The following is a 19,501-nucleotide window of genomic DNA, read 5'->3' as shown; positions in this document are numbered from 1 at the left end:
GCCGAGTACGCATCGCTTTACTCACCGGTAACACTCTGCGTGATCCCGGTCACGGTCAAGGAGGACCCTGTGCGCCGATCACTCCCCCTGCTGCTCGCCGCCCTCGTGGCGCTCGTGCTCGCGCCACCCGCGCAGGCCGCGCCCGGCTTCGCGGTGGGCTACCGGACCATCCCCGGCCAGGGCGGCACCCCGCTCAAGGCGTTCGTCGTCGAACCCACCGGGCGCGGCAGCGGGCCGTTCCCGCTGCTCGTGCTGCCCTCCAGCTGGGGCGTCAACAACATCGAGTACGTCGGCGCCGCCGCCCGCCTCGCCTACGAGTCCGGCTACGTGGTGATCAGCTACACCAGCCGCGGCTTCCACGACTCGGCGGGCGAGATCGACGTCGCCGGGCCGGACACCGTGGCCGACGTCAGCCGCGTCATCGACTGGGGCATCGCCCAGGCCCGCGGCGACGCGTCGAGGGTCGGCGTCGGCGGCATCTCCTACGGCGCCGGCCAGTCCCTGCTCGCCGCCGCGGCCGACCCGCGGGTGAAGGCCGTCGCCGCGCTGTCCACGTGGACCGACCTGGCCCGCTCGCTCTACCCGAACGAGACGGTCAGCGGGCAGGCCGTGGACCTGCTGCTCACCGCCGGGAAGCTCACCGGCCGCCCCGGTCCCGTGCTGCGCGAGGCCGAGGCCGCCTACCGGGAGAAGCGGTTCGAGGACGTGCTGCCGATCTCGCCGCCCCGCTCCCCCGCCTCGCACGTGTCGTCGATCAGGGCCGCCGTGATGATCGGCAACGCGTGGAACGACGGGCTGTTCCCGCCGAGCCAGGTCACCGACTTCTTCACCGCCCTCGGCACGCCGAAGCGGCTCATGCTGTCCCCCGGCGACCACGCCACCGCCGAGCTGTTCGGCGCGGCCGGGCTGCCCAACGAGATCTGGGACTCCGTCGGCCGCTGGTTCGACCACCACCTCAAGGGCGTCGCCAACGGCATCGACCGGGAGCACCCCGTGCAGGTCAAGCCCAACAACGGCGGCGGCTGGCGCTCGTTCCCGACGTGGGCCGCGGCCACCGCGCGCACCGACACCGTGCCGCTGGCCGCCGACCGCATCGGGGCCGGCCGGCCCACCATCGCGGAGAGCGGCACCGTGCTCGTCACCGGCGCGTTGCAGGGCTTCCTGCAACTGCCCGTCGGCGTGTCCACGCCCCTGGTCGACCGGGGCGCGGCGGCCGTGTGGCGCGGCCCGGCGCAGTGGAGCGCCACCACCGTCAGCGGCACGCCCCGCGCGCACCTCACCGTCACCCCGTCCGCGCCGAAAACCACCCTCTACGCCTACCTGTACGAGGTGAACGCCCTCGGCCTGGGCGCGCTGATCACGCACAAGCCCGTCACGCTCACCGGCACGCACACCCGCGCGGTCGACCTGGACCTGGAGCCGACCGTGTGGAACGTCGGCGCGGGCAACCGGCTCGTGCTCGTCGTCGACACCGTGGACGCCCGCTACCAGGGGTCCAGCGCGCCGGGGTCGTCGGTGGCGTTCGGCGCGGACTCCTGGCTCGCGGTCCCGCGCGGGTAGCCCGCAGCGGTGGTCCACGGCGGGTGACCCGCGGCGGTGGTCCACGGCGGGTGGCCCGCGGGGGCGGCCCACGGCGGGTGGCGGGACCGCCTGCCAGGATCACCGGCATGGAATCGCAGTTCACGACCACCCCGCGGGCCCGGCACGGCGTCGTCGTGCCGGGCCCCGAGCAGGGCGTCCGCCGTGGCTGACCCGCGGCAGATCACGAGGGAGCGGGTGATCGCCTACCGGGTCGCCGCCCACCAGTTCGACCGGTCCGCCACCGACCCGGCCGCCCTGCGCGTGCTCGACCTGGGGGTGCAGGACTCCGAGCGGTCCGCCGTGCCCGCGCTGGCCGCCCGCCTGGCCGACGTGCCCGACCCGTCCGGGGAGTTCACCCTCACGTGGACGGTCCGGGGCGCGCCGCACTGGCACCGCACGGCCGAGGTGCCCGCGCTGGCCGCCCGCCTGTGGCCGCTGAGCGACGCCGACGCGCTGGCCCGGATGGACCGGCCGGCCGTGGAGGACGGCGCGGCGGTGCTGCACCGGGTCGCCGACGCCCTGCGCGGGGTCGTCGACCGGCCGATGACCAAGGGCGAGGCGTCCGCGCTCGTCACCCCGCTGGTCCCGGCCGCCGTCACCGCCTGGTGCAGCTCGTGCGGGGCGACGCACGTGCGGGACGCCGTGTTCCGGGCCGCCGTGCTGCCCGCCGGCCTGCGGTTCGACCCGGCGGAGAAGACCGTCACGTTCGTGCCGCTGGAGGGGCGCGGGCCCGTGCCGACGGCGTCCGCCGGCTTCAGCGAGCTGGTCACGCGCTACCTGCGGCTGCACGGCCCCGCCGGGTACGCCGAGGTGGCGGCCTACTTCGGCGCGCCGGTCCGCGACGTCAAGGCCGCGTGGCCCGACGACCTCGTGCCCGTCTCCCGGAAGGCGTGGCTCCCGGCCGACCGCCTCGACGCGTTCGAGAACCCGCCCGAGCCCGAGGTGGTGCGCCTGCTGCCGCCGCTGGACCCCTACCTCAACGCCCGCGACCGGGACCTGCTCGTGCCGGACAAGGCGCACCAGAAGGAGGTGTGGCGCGTCCTGGGCCGGCGCGGCGCGCTGCTCGTCGACGGCGAGGTCCTCGGCACCTGGACCGCCAAGGCCACCCCGACCCGCCTGACCGTGAAGGCGCACCCGTTCGTCCCCCTGGACGTGGGCATGTTCGCCGAGGAGGCCACCCACCTGGCCCGCGCCCGCGGCCTCCCCGAGGCCACCGTCACCTGACCCCCACCCCACCCGAGAGTCCAACGCCCAGGACCCGAGAGTCCAACGCCCAGGACCCGAGAGTCCTGCGTTCGCGACCCCTGTGTTCTTTACTCGCGAGTGAAGAACACAGGGGTCCTGAGCGTTGGACTCACGCGACTTGAGCGTTGGACTCGCGCGGCGGGAGCGTTGGACTCGCCGGGTGGGGTGGGGGATGCCGGGTCAGGGGGCGCAGGCGTCCAGGGCGGCCGTCACGTCGTCCGTGACGACCAGGGAGTCGAGGGCCGACCGGGACACGAACCCGCGCCCGTGCAGCTCGGCCAGCCACTCCAGCAGGCCCCGGTAGTGGCCGTCCACGTCCAGCACGACCACCGGCTTGGCGTGCGCGGCCAGCACCTTCGAGGTCCACACCTCGAACAGCTCCTCCAGCGTGCCGATCCCGCCGGGCAGCGCCAGGAACGCGTCGCCGTGCGCCTCCATCAACGCCTTGCGCTCCCGCATCGTGTCGACCACGAGCAGGTCGTCGGCGTCGGCGTCGGCGATCTCCCGGTCCACCAGGCCGCGCGGGATCACGCCGGTCGTGCGGGCACCGCCCTCCCGGGCCGCCGCCGCCACCGCGCCCATCATCGACGTGCGGCCACCGCCCCACGTCAGCGACCAGCCGCGCGCCGCGATCCCCGCGCCCACCCGCGCGGCCAGCTCCAGGTAGCTCCCCGGCACCGTCCGCAGCGACCCGCAGTACACGGTGACGGTGGTCAATGCGCGTCCGCCCACGCCTTGTGCGCCTCGTTCACCACGCGCACCGCGTCGTCGATGTCGTCGGTCAGGTACAGCAGCTCCAGGTCCTTCTCGCCGACCTTGCCGCCGTCGAGCACCGAGGACTTCACCCAGTCGTACAGGCCCTGCCAGTACTGCTTGCCGAACAGCACGACGGGGAACTTGGTGACCTTCTTCGTCTGCACCAGGGTCAGCGCCTCGAACAGCTCGTCCAGCGTGCCGAACCCGCCCGGCAGGCAGATGAACGCCTGCGAGTACTTGATGAACATGGTCTTGCGCACGAAGAAGTAGCGGAAGTTCACGCCCAGGTCGACCCACGGGTTCAGGCCCTGCTCGAACGGCAGTTCGATGCCCAGCCCGATGGAGAAGCCGCCCGCCTCCGAGCAGCCCCGGTTCACCGCCTCCATCGCGCCCGGACCGCCGCCGGTGATGCAGGCGAACCCGGCCTCGGCGAGCGCGGCGCCCAGCTTGCGGCCGGTCTCGTACTCGGGGTGGTCGCGGCCGGTGCGGGCCGATCCGAACACGGTCACCGCGCTCGGCACCTCGGCCAGCGCGCCGAAGCCCTCCACGAACTCGGCCTGGATGCGCAGCACCCGCCACGGGTCGGTGTGCACCCAGTCGGTGTGGCCGCGCGAGTCCAGCAGCCGTTGGTCGGTGGTGGTCAGCTCCTCCCGGCGACCGCGGCGCAGGACCACCGGTCCGCGCTGCTTCTCCTTCGGGTGCTCGTCCACGCCGTTCTCGCTCATCAACCGGAGTGTAGACGCGGGACGCGGTCAGCTCAGGAAGCGGCGCAACACTTCCGCGCACCGCCGCACCTGGTTCACCGGGACGTTCTCCTGCCGCGTGTGCGCCAGCGTCGGGTCGCCCGGCCCGAAGTTCACCGCGGGCATCCCCAGCGCCGCGAACCGCGCCACGTCGGTCCAGCCGAGCTTCGCCACCGGCTCCCCGCCGGCCGCCTCGACCAGCTCCCGGGTGACCGGCGCGCCCAGGCCGGGCAGGGCGCCCGGGGACACGTCGGTGACCGTGACGTCGTAGCCCTCGAACACCTCGCGCAGGTGCCGCTCGGCCTCCTCGGGGCCGCGGTCGGGCGCGAACCGGTGGTTCACCGTCAGCACGGCCGCGTCGGGCACGACGTTGCCCGCGACGCCGCCCTCGACCTTCACCGCTTGGAGGCCCTCGTGGTACCGGCAGCCGTCGATCTCGGGCTGCCGCGGCTCGTAGGACTCCAGCCGGCGCAGGGCCTCGCCGAGGGCGTGGATCGCGTTGCGGCCCATCCAGCCGCGCGCGGTGTGCGCCCGCGCGCCCGCCGTGCGCACCTCGATCCGCATGGTGCCCTGGCAGCCGGCCTCGACCACGCCGTTCGACGGCTCGCACACGATCGCCAGGTCGCCCGCCAGCCACTCCGGCAGCTCGCGCTCGACGCGGCCCAGGCCGTTGCGGACCGCGTCGACCTCCTCGCAGTCGTAGAACACGAACGTCAGGTCGTGGCGCGGGTCGGTCACGGTCGCGGCGAGGTGCAGCATCACCGCGTCGCCGCCCTTCATGTCGACCGAGCCGAGGCCGTGCAGGACGCCGTCCTCCAGGCGCGAGGGCAGGTTGTCGTTCACCGGCACGGTGTCGAGGTGCCCGGCGAACACGACCCGCGACGGGCGGCCCAGGTTCGTGCGGGCCAGCACGGCGTTGCCGGAGCGCACCACCTCCAGCGGGGTCTGCTCCCGCAGCGAGCGCTCGACGAGGTCCGCGAGGCGCTCTTCGTCGCCGGAGACGCTCGGGACGTCCACGAGCGCGACGGCCAGTTCGACGGGGTCGGCGGAGAGGTGCAGGGTGTCGGCCACCTGCGGCACGTTACCGTTGGCGCTCGTGAGCACCGCGAACCCCACCGGCGCGTACGGCGTCGGCCTGGCCACCGTCACCCCTTCCGGCACCGTGCTCGACACCTGGTTCCCGTCGCCGTCCCTCGGCTCGGACGACGGCGCGCCGGGCGTGGCGCTGCTGTCCTCCGCCGAGGTCGCCGGCGCGCTGGGCGAGGCCGCCGCCAAGCAGCTCGGCGCCGACGCCGACCGGGACGTGGAGGTCGTCGGCGTCCGCGTCGCCATCGCCTCGCTCGACGACGCCCCCGTCTCGGCCTACGACGTGTGGCTGCGCCTGCACCTGCTGTCCGCGCGCCTGGTGAAGCCGCACGGCGCGAACCTCGACGGCGTGTTCGGGCTGCTGGCGAACGTGGTGTGGACGAACTTCGGCCCGTGCGCCGTGGACGGCTTCGAGGAGACGCGGCTGCGGCTGCGCGCCCGCGGCCCGGTCACCGTGTACGGCGTCGACAAGTTCCCCCGGATGGTCGACTACGTGCTGCCGAGCGGCGTGCGGGTCGCCGACGCCGACCGGGTGCGCCTCGGCGCGCACCTGGCGCCCGGCACGACCGTCATGCACGAGGGCTTCGTGAACTTCAACGCGGGCACGCTCGGCGCGTCCATGGTGGAGGGCCGGATCTCGGCCGGCGTCGTGGTCGGCGACGGCTCCGACGTGGGCGGCGGCGCGTCGATCATGGGCACCCTGTCCGGCGGCGGCAAGCAGGTCATCTCGGTGGGCGAGCGGTGCCTGATCGGCGCGAACGCGGGTCTCGGCATCTCGCTGGGCGACGACTGCGTCGTCGAGGCCGGCCTGTACGTCACGGCGGGCACCAAGGTCACCGGCGAGGACGGCGCGGTGGTGAAGGCGGCCCAGCTGTCCGGCATGTCGGGCCTGCTGCTCCTCCGCGACTCCACGACGGGCGCGGTCCGCGTGAAGGCCCGCACGGGCACGGGCGTCGAGCTGAACGCCGCGCTGCACGCGAACGACTGACGTCGTGCCGGACGCCCGGTCGGGACCGACCGGGCGTCCGCGTCACCGGCGGGAGTCGATCCACTCCGCCAGGGCCCGGGCCTCCCCGCCCTCGGTGAGGACGAGGAACGCCCTCGTCCGCTTGAGGAACAGCCGCAGCGGGAACGGCTGCTCCGCCTCCAGCAGGCAGCGGTCCTCCAGCCTGACCACCGCCTTCAGCTCCCGGGGCCTGACCACGTACCACCGGTCGCCGCCGTAGAGCACGAGCCGACCGGGCTCGGTGTCCAGCCACACCACCCTCACGACCAGGGCTCGCGCGACCCTCGGGTCGGGCTCGGCGACCGTCGCGGCCGGCCGGCGCGCGCCCTTCGACGACGTGGCCGAACCGCTCGTCCCCCCGGTCCGCTCGACCGCGGTCGAGGCGGTCGTGGTCCGGGCGGTCGCGCCCCGGGTGCCCGCGCCCCGGTCGGCGTCCACCTCCCCCGGCGGCGGGAGGGCCGGCGACGCGGTCCGCGCGAGCAGGGCGGCCACGCCGAGCGAGTCGTCCACCGCGAGCACCGCGGCGCGCAGGTAGTCCGACAGCAGCAGGACCGGCCCGCCCCGGCTGGACAGCGTCGCCACCCTCCCCCGCTCCGCGACCGCGTCCCAGATCGCCCACGGGCGGTCGGTGCCCTGGTTGGACCGCGCCATCGCGAGCCAGGCGACGGCCGACCCGCTGCAGTCGTGCACCAGCGCCGCGACCGGGGACGGCGGCGCGCCGTGACGGGTCGGGAGGCGCCAGGACCCCTTCCCCTCCGCTCCCTCCACGGCGTCGAGCAGCTCTCGGACGTCCGCGCCGCGCTCGGCCATCCGCCGCACCACCCGCGCCACCCGCCCCAGGGAGCCGACCGACACCACGCCCGCGACCCGCTGCACGAGGTCCACCACGTCGACCTCGTCGTCGATCAGGCCGTGCAGCAGCGTGATGCCCTCCCGCCCGTACTCGTCGTGCCCGTCGACCAGCAGCCCGTACAGCACGAAGGACCCGCCGCCGGGGGTGCCCGAGGCGTACAGGTAGGGACCGCCCGGCTGCTCGGACAGCAGGTCGTCGACGACGCCCTGGGCGTCCGTGAAGTCCGGCGGCAGCACGTCGGAGCGCACGTCGAGCGGCAGCTCCAGGGGCGCGCGGTCGCCGTCGCAGAGGTACAGCGCGTGCCCTTGACCGGCGACGTTGACGCGGAACACATGACGCATCGGACTCACCCCGTGACCGCTAGAAGTTCCGCGCCATGAAGCTGGTGGCCCGCTGCTCGCCCACGAGCCGCTCCGCGACGTCCCGACCGGACAGCGACTCGACGATCCCCCGGGCCACCTCCCCGAACACCACGTTCGCGCCCTGGCTGCGCAGCAGGTTGTCCCGGTCGAGCACGGTGACGGCCTCGCACACCCGCTCCTGGTTGCAGGCGCCGTACAGCGGCCGGAGGGTCGGGCCGAACACGTCGACGCACAGTTCGAGCAGCGCCTCGGTCGATTCCCCGGGCTTTCTCGCCTGCAGCACGTCGAACTTGTTGAACACGACGACGAGCCGCTGGACGTCCACGTCGCGGTGCGACACGAGCGTGCGGATGTTCGCGAACAGGTCGCCGTTGTAATAGCGGATCGTCCCCTCCTTCGGACCGCTCACCGCTTCTTCGGCGTCGAACATGCACACCAGCACGACACCGAGGTTGCGGCCGGTCTTCTCGCGCAGTTCCGCGGTTTCCCGGCGAGCGGTCTCCACCGCGCCCGCCTGGGCGGCCAGTTCACCCGGGAAGTCGTGCACGCGGAGCTTGACGTGCACGTCCACCGCGGTCCGCACGTCGGGGTCGGCGAAGTGCGGCACCGCGTCGGGCCTGCGGAAGTCGTGCACCGGCACGGCGGCCTGCCGGTGCCTGCGGGTGGCGGCCAGGGGCGCGTGGTCCCAGGGCGTGTGCCACTGCGCCAGCAGCGAGGACTTGCCCACGAACCGCGGTCCCAGCAGCAGCACCGGCTGGTGGAACTCCTGCACGACGCTCGACCTGGCGAGCCGGTCGCGGACCTCGTGGTAGTGGGCCTGGACCGCGGTGAGGGCCGTGATCCTGGCCCCGGCCTCGGTCAGCTCCGCGGCGCGCCGGTCGAGTTCGCCCGTCGCCTCGCGCAGTTCCGCCGCGAGCAGGGTGTTCTGCTGTCCGACCGCGTTGCCGGTCGTGCGGCGGGTGATGGCGAAGGTGAGGGCGGCGGCCAGCACGGCGCCGATGCTGGCGCCGATGACCTCGTTGCTGAAGAACCACGGCGTGCTGTCCGGTTCGGCCTCCAGGACCCGGTGCAGCACGGCGAGCACGAGCCGTTCGTCGATCAACTCCCGAACCACGCAATCTGTCGGCACTCGGCGCGGTCGGCGGCCGTGAGCGGAAATCGACCGCGCGGGACACTGTTGTCCTGCCAGATCGCGACGCCCTCCGACGCCGTTACACGTCGACGGCCCGGGAAAGGGTGAATCGGCCGCATTCATGCGGAATGGATGAAAAAGGCCGCCGTTCCCGCGCGGGATCGACGGCCTCCGATTTCCCGGGCGGCGCCGGGTAAAGGTGGACTCAGGTGGTGAGGCGCTCCACGGCCGCCGCGACGCGCTCGTCCGACGCGGTCAGCGCGATCCGCACGTGCCGGTCGCCGGTGGGCCCGTAGAACGTGCCCGGCGCGGCCAGGAGGCCCCGGTCGGCCAGCCACGACACGGTGTCCCACGCCGACTCGCCGCGCGTCGACCACAGGTACAGCCCGGCCTCCGAGTGGTCCACGGTGAACCCGGCCGCCTCCAGCGCCGGCAGCAGCGCCGCGCGCCGCGCCCCGTACCGGGCGCGCTGGGCCGCCACGTGCTCGTCGTCGGCCAACGCCGCCGTCATCGCCGCCTGCACCGGCCGCGGCACGATCATGCCCGCGTGCTTGCGCACCTCCAGCAGCGACGCGACCAGCGCCGGGTCGCCGGTGACGAACCCGGCCCGGTAGCCCGCGAGGCTGGAGGACTTCGACAGCGAGTGCACGGCCAGCAGGCCGTCGAGGGACCCGCCGTTGACCTCGGGCCGCAGCGCGGACACCGGTGACGCGGTCCACGGCAGCGCCAGGTAGCACTCGTCCGACGCCACCACCGCGCCCACCGCGCGCGCGTCGGCCACGGCCCGGGCCAGCGCCTCCGCCGACTGCACGCGCCCGGTCGGGTTGGACGGGGAGTTCAGCCACACGAGCCGGGCCCCGGCGGGCGCGGGTTCGCCGTCGGCCAGCCGCACGGGCGTCGCGCCCGCCAGCCGGGCGCCCACCTCGTAGGTCGGGTAGGCCAGCTCCGGGATGGCGACCACGTCGCCCGGCCCCAGGCCGAGCAGCGTCGGCAGCCACGCCACCAGCTCCTTGGAGCCGATGGTGGGCAGCACGGCGGCCGGGTCGAGGCCGTCGACCCCGTACCGCCTGGCCAGGGAGCCCACGACGGCCTCGCGCAGCGCGGGCGTGCCGTGGGTGGTCGGGTAGCCGGGCTCGTCGGCCACCGAGGACAGCGCCCGCCGGATCACCTCGGGCACCGGGTCGACCGGGGTGCCGATGGACAGGTCGACCACGCCGCCGGGGTGCGTGCGCGCCTTGGCGGCGTGGTCGGCCAGCGCGTCCCAGGGGAAGTCCGGGAGCCTCCTGCCGGTCGTCACTCGTGCGACGCCTGCGGGGGGAGAGCCTTCACGAACGCGGGGTCCGCGCTGACCTTGCCGACCTTGGACGCGCCACCGGGGGACCCCAGTTCGTCGAAGAAGTCCACGTTGGCCTTCGTGTACTCCTTCCACTCGTCCGGCACGTCGTCCTCGTAGTAGATGGCCTCGACGGGGCACACCGGCTCGCAAGCACCACAGTCGACGCACTCATCCGGGTGGATGTAGAGCATCCGGTCGCCTTCGTAGATGCAGTCGACGGGGCACTCTTCGATGCACGCCTTGTCGAGCACGTCCACGCACGGCTGGGCGATCACATAGGTCACTGCGCTCTCCTGCTCTTGTCCTGGTCCACACCGCGCAAGCCGGAGAGTACGCGGCGGAGTCGATTGTCCCCCGGTGAGGCTCGCCTTATCCGCGCTCGCCCGCACCGTGCGCCAGCTCACAGCCCACCGGTCGCCCGGTCGGGTGACCATGCGTGCGTGGACGACATCACCTCATTGGAGCAACGCTGCGCCGACGCCTGGCCGGCCCTGGTGGACGTGCCCCTGGGCCGGTGGCGGCTGCGCGCGGCGGGCGGGTTCACCGGCCGCGCGAACAGCGCGCTGACCACCGGCGACCCGGGCCTGCCGGTCGCCGAGGCGCTGGACCGGGTGGTCGCCTTCGCGCGGGGGAACGCGATCCGGCCGACCGCGCACGTCGTCGTCGGCTCGCGCTGCGAGGCGGGGATCGGGGCGGCCGGGTGGCGGGTCGACGAAGATCACCCCGGAGGGGCGGAGTCGCTCGTCATGACGGGTCCGCTGAGCGGGTTCGCCTCCCCGAAGCCCCACCCGGGCCGCGGGGGCGGCGACGCGCGCGTGACGGACGTCCCACCTCCCGCCTGGTGGGAACTGGCGGCCCAGCGGGAGCCGACGCGGGCGCAGCGGCACGTGCTGACCACCGGCGACGCCGTCGGGTTCGGCACCGCCGTCCGCGACGGGGTGGTGGTGGCCGCGGTGCGCGGCGCCGTGGTGGGCGACCTGCTGCACGTGGCGCGGCTGGCGGTGCGGCCGGAGGCCCGGCGGACCGGTCTGGCGCGCGAGCTGATGGGCGCCCTGGCCGACTGGGGCCGGGCGCGCGGGGCGACGACGTGCGCGTTGCAGGTGGCCGAGCACAACAAGCCCGCGATCTCGCTGTACGAGTCGCTGGGCTGCGCCGAGCACCACCGCTACCGGTACTGGGTGCCGAACCAGGCGTAGGCGGCGGCGCGGACCCGCTTGAGCGCCGACCGCTCCCCGAAGTAGTCGCCGACGACGCCCACGACGGGCAGCATCCCGAGGGCCTGGTGGTAGAACCGGCCCTGCGGGCGCTTGTCCAGCTCGTCCTCCAGCCGCCACAGCACCTTGGCGAGCTTCCACACGGTGGCCCCGATGGCCCGGAACGTGGACCGCTCCCCCAGCTCGGAGGTCAGCTCCTCGGTGGCCCGGTCCTCCGCGGCGCGGTCCTCGGCGGCCCGGTCCTCGTCGTCGCGGTCCACCGGCAGCCCGTCCACCTCGCGCTGGAACAGCACGTGCGCGAGCAGCCGCACCCGGTCCTCGGTGGAGGTGAACCCGTGCTCGCCGGCCACCGCCGACAGCAGCAGCCCCTGGCCGGCCGCGCCGAGCGCCGCCTGGATCGGCAGCCGGTCGGCGAGCACCCCGCCGATGCCGGGCAGCGCCGAGAGCAGCGACACGAACCGGCCCAGCCGGTTGAGCCACCACTCGTCGCGCTGGTGCACGTCCATGCGCGCCCACGCGGCCGTGCCGGGCACCTTGACCTTCGCCAGCCCGTCCCACAGCCGGTCGACGAGCTTGCGGTCGGCGCCGTGCTCGGCCTCGCGGTCGCGCAGGCCGAGGAGGTTCGCCTCGCGCAGCGTGTCCAGCAGCGGGCCGGTGGCCCGCACGAACGGCCGCAGCGCGCGGACCACGTCCCTATCGGTGATCGCTTCCGACACCCGTCCGTCCTCCCGCGTAAGACCCCACCGCGACGGCACCGGGCAGCGCGCCCCCGGCGAACAGCAGCAGGGTGCGCCAGTCGTTGAGCAGCACGGCGTCGCCGCCCGGCCCGAGGACGGCGAACAGCAGCAGCGTCCCCGCCCACACCAGCAGCGGCGAGGCGGCGGCCAGGGTGCGGTGGGCGTACCGGGAGGCCAGCATCACCAGCGCGGGCGTGGCCACCGCCGCCAGCGCCGCGGTCACCGGGAACGGCCAGTCGCCCCAGCGCGGCAGGAGCGTGCCGTCCCACCGCACGGGCAGGAAGAACAGCTCCAGCACGGCCAGGGCGAACGAGGCCGCCGCGATGCCGGCGAGCGCGAGGCGGTCGGTCAATCCAGCCCCCCGAACAGGTCCGTCTCCGCCCCCGCGGCCGAGCCCTTGGCCAGCACGTAGTACTCGGCGGACACGACGGGCTGCGCGATGCCGTTGGACAGCGCGTACGACGCGCCGCCCGCCCCGTCCTGCCACACGCCGACCTGCGTGGAGTGGGCGCGCAGCGCGCGCAGCTTCGCCACCAGGTGCTCGGAGACGTCGACGACGGTGGTGATCTCGGCGTCGTCGGTGGTCGGCAGCTCGCCCTCCTCGGGCAGCCGCCACGGCAGGTCGGCGAACCCGGCGAGCTTCGCGATGCCCTCCGTGACGGCCGCGCGGGACGTGACGGCGTGGAACACGCGGTCCACGTCGACCGCGGCGGCCGTGGTGATCTCGTGCGCCCGGACGTGGTCGGGGTGGCCGTAGCCGCCGAACGCGTCGTAGGTGACGACGACCTGCGGCTTCACCGAGGCGATGATCTCGCCCAGCGCCTCGACCTGCTCGTCGGGCGAGCCCTGCGCGAACGCGCGCGGGTGGGAGTTGGCGGCGACGCCCGCCATGCCCGAGTCGCGCCAGCGGCCGATGCCGCCGAGGAACCGGTGGTCGGTCACGCCGAGGGCGGCGCAGGCGGAGCGCAGTTCGGCGACGCGGTACCCGCCGAGCTGGTCGGCGGCGTCCGCGGCGAGTTCGCGCAGCGCGGGCGGGATGATCTCGCCCTCCTCGCCGAGGGTGCAGGTGACCACGGTGACGTGCACGCCCATCGCCGCGTAGCGGGCGATCGTGCCGCCCGTCCACAGGCTCTCGTCGTCGGGGTGCGCGTGGACCAGCATCAACCGTGGTGGAGCAGTGAGCGTCACCGGATCAGGGTAGATGTGGGGTGCCGGGCCCCGTGCCGTCAGGGCCACCAATGCGGGCAGGTGGCCCCGACGGCACGCGGGTCAGCCGACGAGCAGCGGCTTGACCTCGGCGAAGTGGCACGCCGACAGCGTGCCGTCGCCGTCGCCGCGGCGCTCCAGCCTGGGCTCCTCGGTGGCGCAGATGTCCTGCGCCTTCCAGCAGCGGGTGCGGAACCGGCAGCCCGACGGCGGGTTCACCGGCGACGGCACGTCACCGGTGAGCACGACCCGCTGGCGCTGCCGCTCCAGCTTCGGGTTCGGCACGGGCACCGCGGACAGCAGGGCCTGCGTGTACGGGTGCATCGGCCGGGCGTAGATGTCCTCGCGGTCGCCGATCTCGACGATCTTGCCGAGGTACATCACGGCCACCCGGTCGGAGATGTGCCGCACCACCGACAGGTCGTGCGCCACGAACAGGTAGGCCAGCCCGAGGCGCTCCTGGAGCTCCTCCAGCAGGTTCACCACGCCCGCCTGCACCGACACGTCCAGCGCGGACACCGGCTCGTCGAGCACGACGAGCTTCGGGTTGAGCGCGAGCGCGCGGGCGATGCCGATGCGCTGGCGCTGGCCGCCGGAGAACTCGTGCGCGTACCGGTTGCGGTGCTCCGGGTTGAGGCCCACGAGCTCCATCAGCTCGTTGACCCGGGACTGCACCGACCGGCCGTCGCCGCCGCCCTCGCCGTGGATCTTGAACGGCTCGGAGATGAGCTCGTTGATCTGCCAGCGCGGGTTGAGCGAGGCGTACGGGTCCTGGAAGACGATCTGCATGTCCTTGCGGACCGACCGCAGGCCCCGGCCCTTGAGCTTGGTCAGCTCGCGGCCCTCGAACTTCACCGAGCCGGACGTCGGCTTGTGCAGCTGGAGGATCGCGCGGCCGGTCGTGGACTTGCCGCAACCGGACTCGCCGACCAGGCCCAGCGTCTCGCCGGGGTACAGGTCGAAGGTCAGGCCCGACACGGCCTGCACCTGGCCGACCGTGCGCGGGATGATGCCGCCGCCGCGCACCGGGAACGACTTGACGAGGTCCTTGACCTCCAGCAGCGGCGCCCGGTCGGTCGGGCCCGAGTCGGCGCCCCCCGCCTGGGGGTTCACATCGGTCGGGGTCGTCATGAGGTCGGCTTCTCCTCTTCGTGCAGCCGCGCTTCCACCACGGCGAGGTCCTCGGCGACCGGGATGTCCGGGTTCGCCGTGGTCAGCGACGCGGGGTTCTCCACCACGCCGATCTCGTCGTGGGCGAACAGCCGCTGCGGGTTCTCCAGGGTCGCCAGGTGCGCGGAGCGGTGGCACCGCGCGAAGTGGCCGGCCCGGTCGGTCTCCAGCAGCGCCGGCTCGACCTCGCGGCACTCGTCGATGGCCAGCGGGCAGCGCGGCGAGAACGAGCAGCCGCGCGGCAGGTTCATCAGCGACGGGGGCGCGCCCTTGATGGGCGTGAGCCGCTTGCCGAGCATCTGCGGGTTCGGGATGGAGCCGAGCAGCCCCACCGTGTACGGCATCCGCTGGGCCTCGAAGACCTCGTCCACGGTGCCCTGCTCGACGACCGTGCCGCCGTACATGACCTGGACGCGGTCCACCATGCCCGCCACGACGCCGAGGTCGTGGGTGATGATCACGATGCCCGCGCTCGTCTCGTCCCGGATGCGCAGCAGCGTGTCCAGGATCTGCGCCTGCACGGTCACGTCGAGGGCCGTGGTCGGCTCGTCGGCGATGATCACGTCGGGGTCGTTGATGATCGCCATGGCGATCATCACGCGCTGCCTCATGCCGCCCGAGAACTCGTGCGGGTACTGCGTGGCGCGCCGGTCGGGCTGCGGGATGCCGACGAGCTCCAGCACCTCGACGGCCTTCGCGAACGCCGCCTTCTTCGACACGTCGTGGTGCGCCCGGTGCGCCTCGGCGAGCTGCCAGCCCACCGTGTAGACCGGGTTCAGCGACGTCATCGGGTCCTGGAAGATCATCGAGATGCCGTTGCCGCGGACGGGCTGCATCTGCTTGTAGCTCAGGCCCACGAGCTCGCGGTCCTTGAACTTGATCGACCCGCCGATCCGGGCCGTCTTGGGCAGCAGGCCCATGACGGCCATCGACGACACCGACTTGCCGGAGCCGGACTCGCCCACGACGCCCAGCACCTCGCCGGGGCCGAGCGTGAACGACACGTCGCGCACCGCGTGCACGGTGCCGTCGTCGGTCGGGAAGTCCACCGACAGGTTCTCGACGCGCAGCAGCTTCTCGCCGCTCGCGGCCGAGCTGCCCCACGAGGACTCGGGTGCGTTCATCACGTCCACCTCGCTCATGCCTTCACCCTCCTCTGCCTCGGGTCGAAGGCGTCCCGGAGACCGTCACCGATGAAGTTGACCGCCAGCGAGATCAGCACGATGAACGCGAACGGCAGGAAGAACAGCCACGGGTGCAGCGTCAGCTCGTTCTTGTTCTGGCTGATCATCAGGCCCAGCGAGGTGTCCGGGCTCTGCACGCCCAGGCCGATGAACGACAGCGCGGCCTCCAGCAGCACCGCCTGCGCGATGGCGAGCGTGGCGTTGACGATGATCACGTCGATCGTGTTCGGCAGGATGTGCCGGAACACGATGCGGAACGTGGACGCGCCCAGCGCGCGGGCGGCCTCCACGAACTCCTTCTCGCGCAGCGACAGCACCATGCCGCGGATGACCCGGGCGATGGACAGCCAGCCGATCAGGCCCAGGTACAGGGCGACGATCAGCCAGTTCGAGTTGCCGCCGCCGGCGACGGACACGACGAAGCTGTTGCGCACCAGCACGGCCGCGATGACCAGGCTGGGGATCACCAGCAGCAGGTCGATGAAGCGGCTGATGAAGGTGTCGACCCAGCCCCTCATGTACCCGGCGAGCGCGCCCAGGATGACGCCGATGAAGGTGGACAGGAACGCCACCACGATCGCGATCTGGAGCGAGAACTGCGTGCCGCGGATGATCTGGGCGACCATGTCGCCGCCCAACCGGTCCGTGCCGAACGGGTGGTCGCCGCTGGGCGGCAGGTACCGCTTGAAGCCCAGGTCCGTGTACGGGTACTTCCAGAACAGGCCGCCGAGGAAGGCGACCAGCACCAGCACGACGAACAGGATCAGGCCGAACAGCGCGGCCCGGTGCCGGGTGAACCGGCGGAGGATGACCTGCCACTGCTTGCGGGCGGTCGTCGTGTCGAACTGGCTCGCCTCGGCCTTTTCGGGCGCGGGCGCCTGCGCCAGCGGGGAACCCATCTCAGTCAAGGCGAATCCTCGGGTCCAGGAAGGCGTACAAGATGTCCGCGATCAGGTTGAACGCGATGATGAAGACGGCCGTCAGCATCATGAAGCCGAGCACCTGGAAGGGCTCGATCTTCTCGATGGCCTGGACGATGAACCGCCCCATGCCGGACCAGCCGAACACGGTCTCGGTGATCACCGCGCCGCCGAAACCGGCGCCGATGTTCAGCGACGACACCGTGATGATCGGGATCAGCGCGTTGCGGAACGCGTGCTTGAAGATCGCCCGGCTCTCCGAGACGCCCTTCGCCTGCGCGGTGCGCACGTAGTCGGCGTTCAGCGTCTCCAGCATCGAGGCGCGCTGGAACCGGCTGTAGAGGGCGAACTGGATGACCACCAGCGAGATGGTCGGCAGGATGTAGGCGCCGCTGTACTGGAAGACCTGCTGCCCGAAGCCGCCGCTGAAGCCCTCGCCCGGCGGTCCGGCCGTGATGATCCACCGGTCCGCGCCCAGGGACTCCAACCAGTTGTTCAGCTCGATACCGCCGGCTTTCAGCACGAGCGCCACGCAGAACAACGGCATCGAGAACATCGCGAACGATATTCCGGTCGCCGCGTAGTCGAACAGCGAGTACTGTCTGACCGCGCCGATGACACCGACCGCGATACCGAGTATCAGCGCGATGAGCTCGGCGGCGAGGATCAGCCGCAGCGTCACGCCGAACGCCCTGAGCAGCTCGTCCTTCACCGGACGGCCCGCGTTGCCGGGGACGACGGACTCGCCCCAGTCGCCGGTCACGAAGTCGCCCGCCCAGTCGACGTAGCGCTCGACGAACGGCTTGTTGTAACCGGTCCGCTCGTAGGCGGCGGAGATCTCCGCCTCTGTCCGGGGCTTCTGGAGCTTCCACTCGCCGAGGGGGTCGCCCATGGCGTTGACCAGACCGAAGCAGAGGAATGAAGCGACGATCAACAGCGGAATCGAGATCAACAACCGCCGGATTATGTAACGGAACATGACGAGTCTCTAGTCTCCCTAGGCACCCCCGCGTGCGAGCGTGGGAGCCTACCGGACGCGGACACCGTCCGGGGGGCCGGTGCTTGTGGCACCGGCCCCCCGGCGGAAGGTCGTGCTTTACCTGTCGAGAACCTGACCCGCGAGGATCACGGGCGGCCGGGCGGTGTTACTTCTTCTGCCAGGCGTACAGGTTCCAGGTGACACCGCCACCGACGCCGATGTAGGAGATCGGGCCGATGTCCGCGCTCGACGCGGCGAAGTCGGACAGCTGGAACAGCGGGATGCTGTGCAGGTCGTCCCGCATGATCTTGTCGACGTCGTTCATCATCGTGATGCGCTTCTGGTAGTCCAGCTCGCCGTTCGCGGCAGCCCACTTCTCGGTCATCTCGGCCGAGTCGTAGTTGTTGTAGTTGCCCGAACCGCCCTTGGCCTTCTGGGCGTAGTTGCCGTACGCGCCGGCCTTCAGCGGCTGGCCGACCCACGCGAACAGGGCCGCGTCGAACTCGGACGCCGGGAGGCGCTTGTCGTTGAAGTCGGCGGCCTGGTCGGCGACGATCTCGATGCCGGCCTGCTTGCACTTGTCCTGGAGGATGCGCACCGTGTCCGCGCGGCGGGTCACGATCTTGTGGCCGATCTTGAACGACGCGCGGAACTCGCCCTTGGTGTAGATGCCGTCGGCACCCTGGACCCAGCCGCCGTCCTCGAGGGTCTTCTTGGCGGCCGCGACGTCACCCTTGCCGGTGTCGCTGTAGTGGTCCTCGTAGCCGACCTCGTTCGGCATGAACACCAGGCTGCCGAGCGGCTTGGCGTTCGGGTCGACGTCCGCGACCAGCTTCTCGACCAGCGCGTCGCGGTCGAAGCACTGGGCGATCGCCTGGCGCAGGTCCTTGTTCTGGGCGAACAGGGGGCGCGCCATGTTGAAGTCGACGTGCTCGTAGGTCTGGCCACCGGCCGCGTAGACCTCGAACGCCGAGTCACCGCGGAGCTGCGCCGCGACGGCCGGGTCGGCCTGCGGCGCGATGACCGAGACCTCCTTGTTCTGGAGCTGCTGCGCGGCGGACTGCGCGTCGGTGTTCGTCTTGAGGATCACCTTGGCGGGACCGGCCGGGTTGCCCCAGTACTTCGGGTTGCGGACCAGGACCGTCTGGTCGGTCAGGTCGGCGGACTCGACGGCGAACGGGCCACCCGAGAGGGCGACGCTCAGGTCGAAGCCCAGCCAGCCCTTCGTGTAGAACTCGGCGACCTTCTTGACCGTGTCGTCGTTCTGCGCGGGCAGGACCTTGGTGATGTCCGCGACGCCGGTCTTCTGCTCCAGGACGTGCGCCGGGAGCAGGCTGTCGCTGCCCGGCTGCGAGAACAGCGCGCGGTAGTCCGCGAACGGCTTGTCCTTGAAGAACGTCGTGGTGATCGTCTTGTCGTTGTCCGAGCACTCGAGCTTCTCGATGTTCTCGTAGCCCGTGGGGGTCGAGTCGAAGATCGAGGCCTCGGAGCCGTCCTCACCCTTGACGGTGGCCTTGCTCGTCGCGGCCAGCCACTTCAGGTGGAAGTCGTCGCAGTCGATCGGCTGGTCGTCGGACCAGACGGCGGCCTTGTTGACCTTCCACTCGATGGTCTGCGGGTCGGTCGACGTGACCTTGATGGAGTCCATCAGGTCGCCGTCGATCTTGATGACGACCTTGCCGTCGACCAGGTCGGTGATGAACGGCGACGGCTGGACGTTCGACAGCGCGATGGTGCTGGAGAAGTTGTTGGTCGCGCCGATGTTGTTGTTGTAGTTGTGGGCCGCCTCTTCAACGGCGACCGAGATCTCGCCGATGTCCTCCACCTTCGGACGCTTGAACAGCTCGTCCTGACCGCCGATCGCGCCCGGGTTCGCGTCCTGCGCGCCACCCTGGTCGCCACCGCTCGAGCCGCCACCACTGCACGCGCTCAACGCGAGTGCGGCCGTGGTCACCAGCGCGAGCGCCGAGACAGCCTTTGATCTCCTCATC

General features: G+C 72.3%; 19 protein-coding genes. 4 read left to right on the top strand and 15 right to left on the bottom strand.

What is annotated here, in order from left to right:
* Positions 1-69 precede the first annotated feature (69 nt).
* Positions 70-1,560: a CocE/NonD family hydrolase gene (locus tag ACRAKJ_RS04000; RefSeq protein ID WP_438921483.1), complete on the top strand. Its 1,491-nt coding sequence runs from the start codon at positions 70-72 to the stop codon at positions 1,558-1,560.
* Between the two features lie 183 nt (positions 1,561-1,743).
* Positions 1,744-2,805, top strand: coding sequence for a DNA glycosylase AlkZ-like family protein (locus ACRAKJ_RS03995; RefSeq protein ID WP_438921482.1), 1,062 nt, complete (start codon positions 1,744-1,746; stop codon positions 2,803-2,805).
* Positions 2,806-3,006: 201 nt separating this feature from the next.
* Here ACRAKJ_RS03995 and ACRAKJ_RS03990 read toward each other — a convergent pair whose 3' ends face one another.
* From ACRAKJ_RS03990 to dapE, 3 genes are read right to left on the bottom strand one after another with little or no spacing between them, the layout of a single operon-like run.
* A complete protein-coding gene (locus ACRAKJ_RS03990) occupies positions 3,007-3,543 on the bottom strand; it encodes a TIGR00730 family Rossman fold protein (RefSeq protein WP_438921481.1) in 537 nt (178 codons plus the stop codon).
* Positions 3,540-4,307, bottom strand: a complete 768-nt coding sequence (locus tag ACRAKJ_RS03985) for a TIGR00730 family Rossman fold protein (protein WP_438921480.1) — start codon at positions 4,305-4,307, stop codon at positions 3,540-3,542. Before ACRAKJ_RS03985 ends, ACRAKJ_RS03990 begins: the two co-directional genes overlap by 4 nt.
* Before the next feature lie 27 nt (positions 4,308-4,334).
* On the bottom strand, positions 4,335-5,396 hold the full coding sequence (gene dapE, locus ACRAKJ_RS03980) for a succinyl-diaminopimelate desuccinylase (RefSeq protein ID WP_438921479.1): 1,062 nt from the start codon (positions 5,394-5,396) through the stop codon (positions 4,335-4,337).
* 25 nt (positions 5,397-5,421) lie between these two features.
* Between dapE and dapD the strand changes: the two genes are divergently transcribed.
* Positions 5,422-6,399: a 2,3,4,5-tetrahydropyridine-2,6-dicarboxylate N-succinyltransferase gene (gene dapD, locus ACRAKJ_RS03975; RefSeq protein WP_438921478.1), complete on the top strand. Its 978-nt coding sequence runs from the start codon at positions 5,422-5,424 to the stop codon at positions 6,397-6,399.
* A 42-nt stretch (positions 6,400-6,441) separates the two neighbouring features.
* Here the strand turns inward: dapD and ACRAKJ_RS03970 are convergent, their stop codons facing one another.
* The 4 genes from ACRAKJ_RS03970 to fdxA all read right to left on the bottom strand — a co-directional run bounded on the left by ACRAKJ_RS03970 (position 6,442) and on the right by fdxA (position 10,384).
* The gene (locus ACRAKJ_RS03970; protein WP_438921477.1) at positions 6,442-7,611 is read right to left on the bottom strand and encodes a hypothetical protein; all 1,170 of its coding nucleotides are present in this window, start codon (positions 7,609-7,611) and stop codon (positions 6,442-6,444) included.
* A 19-nt stretch (positions 7,612-7,630) separates the two neighbouring features.
* Positions 7,631-8,734 carry a hypothetical protein gene (locus tag ACRAKJ_RS03965; protein WP_438921476.1) on the bottom strand — a complete coding sequence of 368 codons (1,104 nt, stop codon included), beginning with the start codon at positions 8,732-8,734 and terminating at the stop codon, positions 7,631-7,633.
* A gap of 235 nt (positions 8,735-8,969) precedes the next feature.
* Entirely contained in the window at positions 8,970-10,061 is a 1,092-nt protein-coding gene (dapC, locus tag ACRAKJ_RS03960) for a succinyldiaminopimelate transaminase (RefSeq protein ID WP_438921475.1), read from the bottom strand.
* The gene (gene fdxA, locus ACRAKJ_RS03955; RefSeq protein ID WP_033430540.1) at positions 10,058-10,384 is read right to left on the bottom strand and encodes a ferredoxin; all 327 of its coding nucleotides are present in this window, start codon (positions 10,382-10,384) and stop codon (positions 10,058-10,060) included. The genes dapC and fdxA overlap by 4 nt, the downstream gene beginning before the upstream one ends.
* A gap of 156 nt (positions 10,385-10,540) precedes the next feature.
* Between fdxA and ACRAKJ_RS03950 the strand changes: the two genes are divergently transcribed.
* Entirely contained in the window at positions 10,541-11,296 is a 756-nt protein-coding gene (locus ACRAKJ_RS03950; protein ID WP_438921474.1) for a GNAT family N-acetyltransferase, read from the top strand.
* Here ACRAKJ_RS03950 and ACRAKJ_RS03945 read toward each other — a convergent pair.
* The 8 genes from ACRAKJ_RS03945 to ACRAKJ_RS03910 all read right to left on the bottom strand — a co-directional run bounded on the left by ACRAKJ_RS03945 (position 11,266) and on the right by ACRAKJ_RS03910 (position 19,500).
* Positions 11,266-12,030, bottom strand: a complete 765-nt coding sequence (locus ACRAKJ_RS03945; protein WP_438921473.1) for a hypothetical protein — start codon at positions 12,028-12,030, stop codon at positions 11,266-11,268. The two genes, ACRAKJ_RS03950 and ACRAKJ_RS03945, sit on opposite strands and share 31 nt — an antisense overlap.
* The gene (locus ACRAKJ_RS03940) at positions 12,008-12,403 is read right to left on the bottom strand and encodes a hypothetical protein (RefSeq protein WP_438921472.1); all 396 of its coding nucleotides are present in this window, start codon (positions 12,401-12,403) and stop codon (positions 12,008-12,010) included. Before ACRAKJ_RS03940 ends, ACRAKJ_RS03945 begins: the two co-directional genes overlap by 23 nt.
* On the bottom strand, positions 12,400-13,239 hold the full coding sequence (mshB, locus tag ACRAKJ_RS03935; RefSeq protein WP_438921471.1) for an N-acetyl-1-D-myo-inositol-2-amino-2-deoxy-alpha-D-glucopyranoside deacetylase: 840 nt from the start codon (positions 13,237-13,239) through the stop codon (positions 12,400-12,402). Before mshB ends, ACRAKJ_RS03940 begins: the two co-directional genes overlap by 4 nt.
* Before the next feature lie 81 nt (positions 13,240-13,320).
* Positions 13,321-14,388, bottom strand: a complete 1,068-nt coding sequence (locus tag ACRAKJ_RS03930; RefSeq protein WP_438921470.1) for an oligopeptide/dipeptide ABC transporter ATP-binding protein — start codon at positions 14,386-14,388, stop codon at positions 13,321-13,323.
* Positions 14,385-15,569 (bottom strand): oligopeptide/dipeptide ABC transporter ATP-binding protein, encoded by a 1,185-nt coding sequence (locus ACRAKJ_RS03925; protein WP_438921469.1) that lies wholly within the window; start codon positions 15,567-15,569, stop codon positions 14,385-14,387. The genes ACRAKJ_RS03930 and ACRAKJ_RS03925 overlap by 4 nt, the downstream gene beginning before the upstream one ends.
* Positions 15,566-16,510, bottom strand: coding sequence for an ABC transporter permease subunit (locus tag ACRAKJ_RS03920; RefSeq protein ID WP_438921529.1), 945 nt, complete (start codon positions 16,508-16,510; stop codon positions 15,566-15,568). Before ACRAKJ_RS03920 ends, ACRAKJ_RS03925 begins: the two co-directional genes overlap by 4 nt.
* Position 16,511: 1 nt before the next feature.
* Positions 16,512-17,510: an ABC transporter permease subunit gene (locus ACRAKJ_RS03915; RefSeq protein ID WP_438921468.1), complete on the bottom strand. Its 999-nt coding sequence runs from the start codon at positions 17,508-17,510 to the stop codon at positions 16,512-16,514.
* A 166-nt stretch (positions 17,511-17,676) separates the two neighbouring features.
* Positions 17,677-19,500: an ABC transporter substrate-binding protein gene (locus ACRAKJ_RS03910; protein WP_438927015.1), complete on the bottom strand. Its 1,824-nt coding sequence runs from the start codon at positions 19,498-19,500 to the stop codon at positions 17,677-17,679.
* Position 19,501: the final 1 nt, after the last annotated feature.

The organism is Saccharothrix sp. DSM 118769 (genome assembly GCF_052936295.1).
This window is presented reverse-complemented; position numbering and strand designations above follow the sequence as displayed.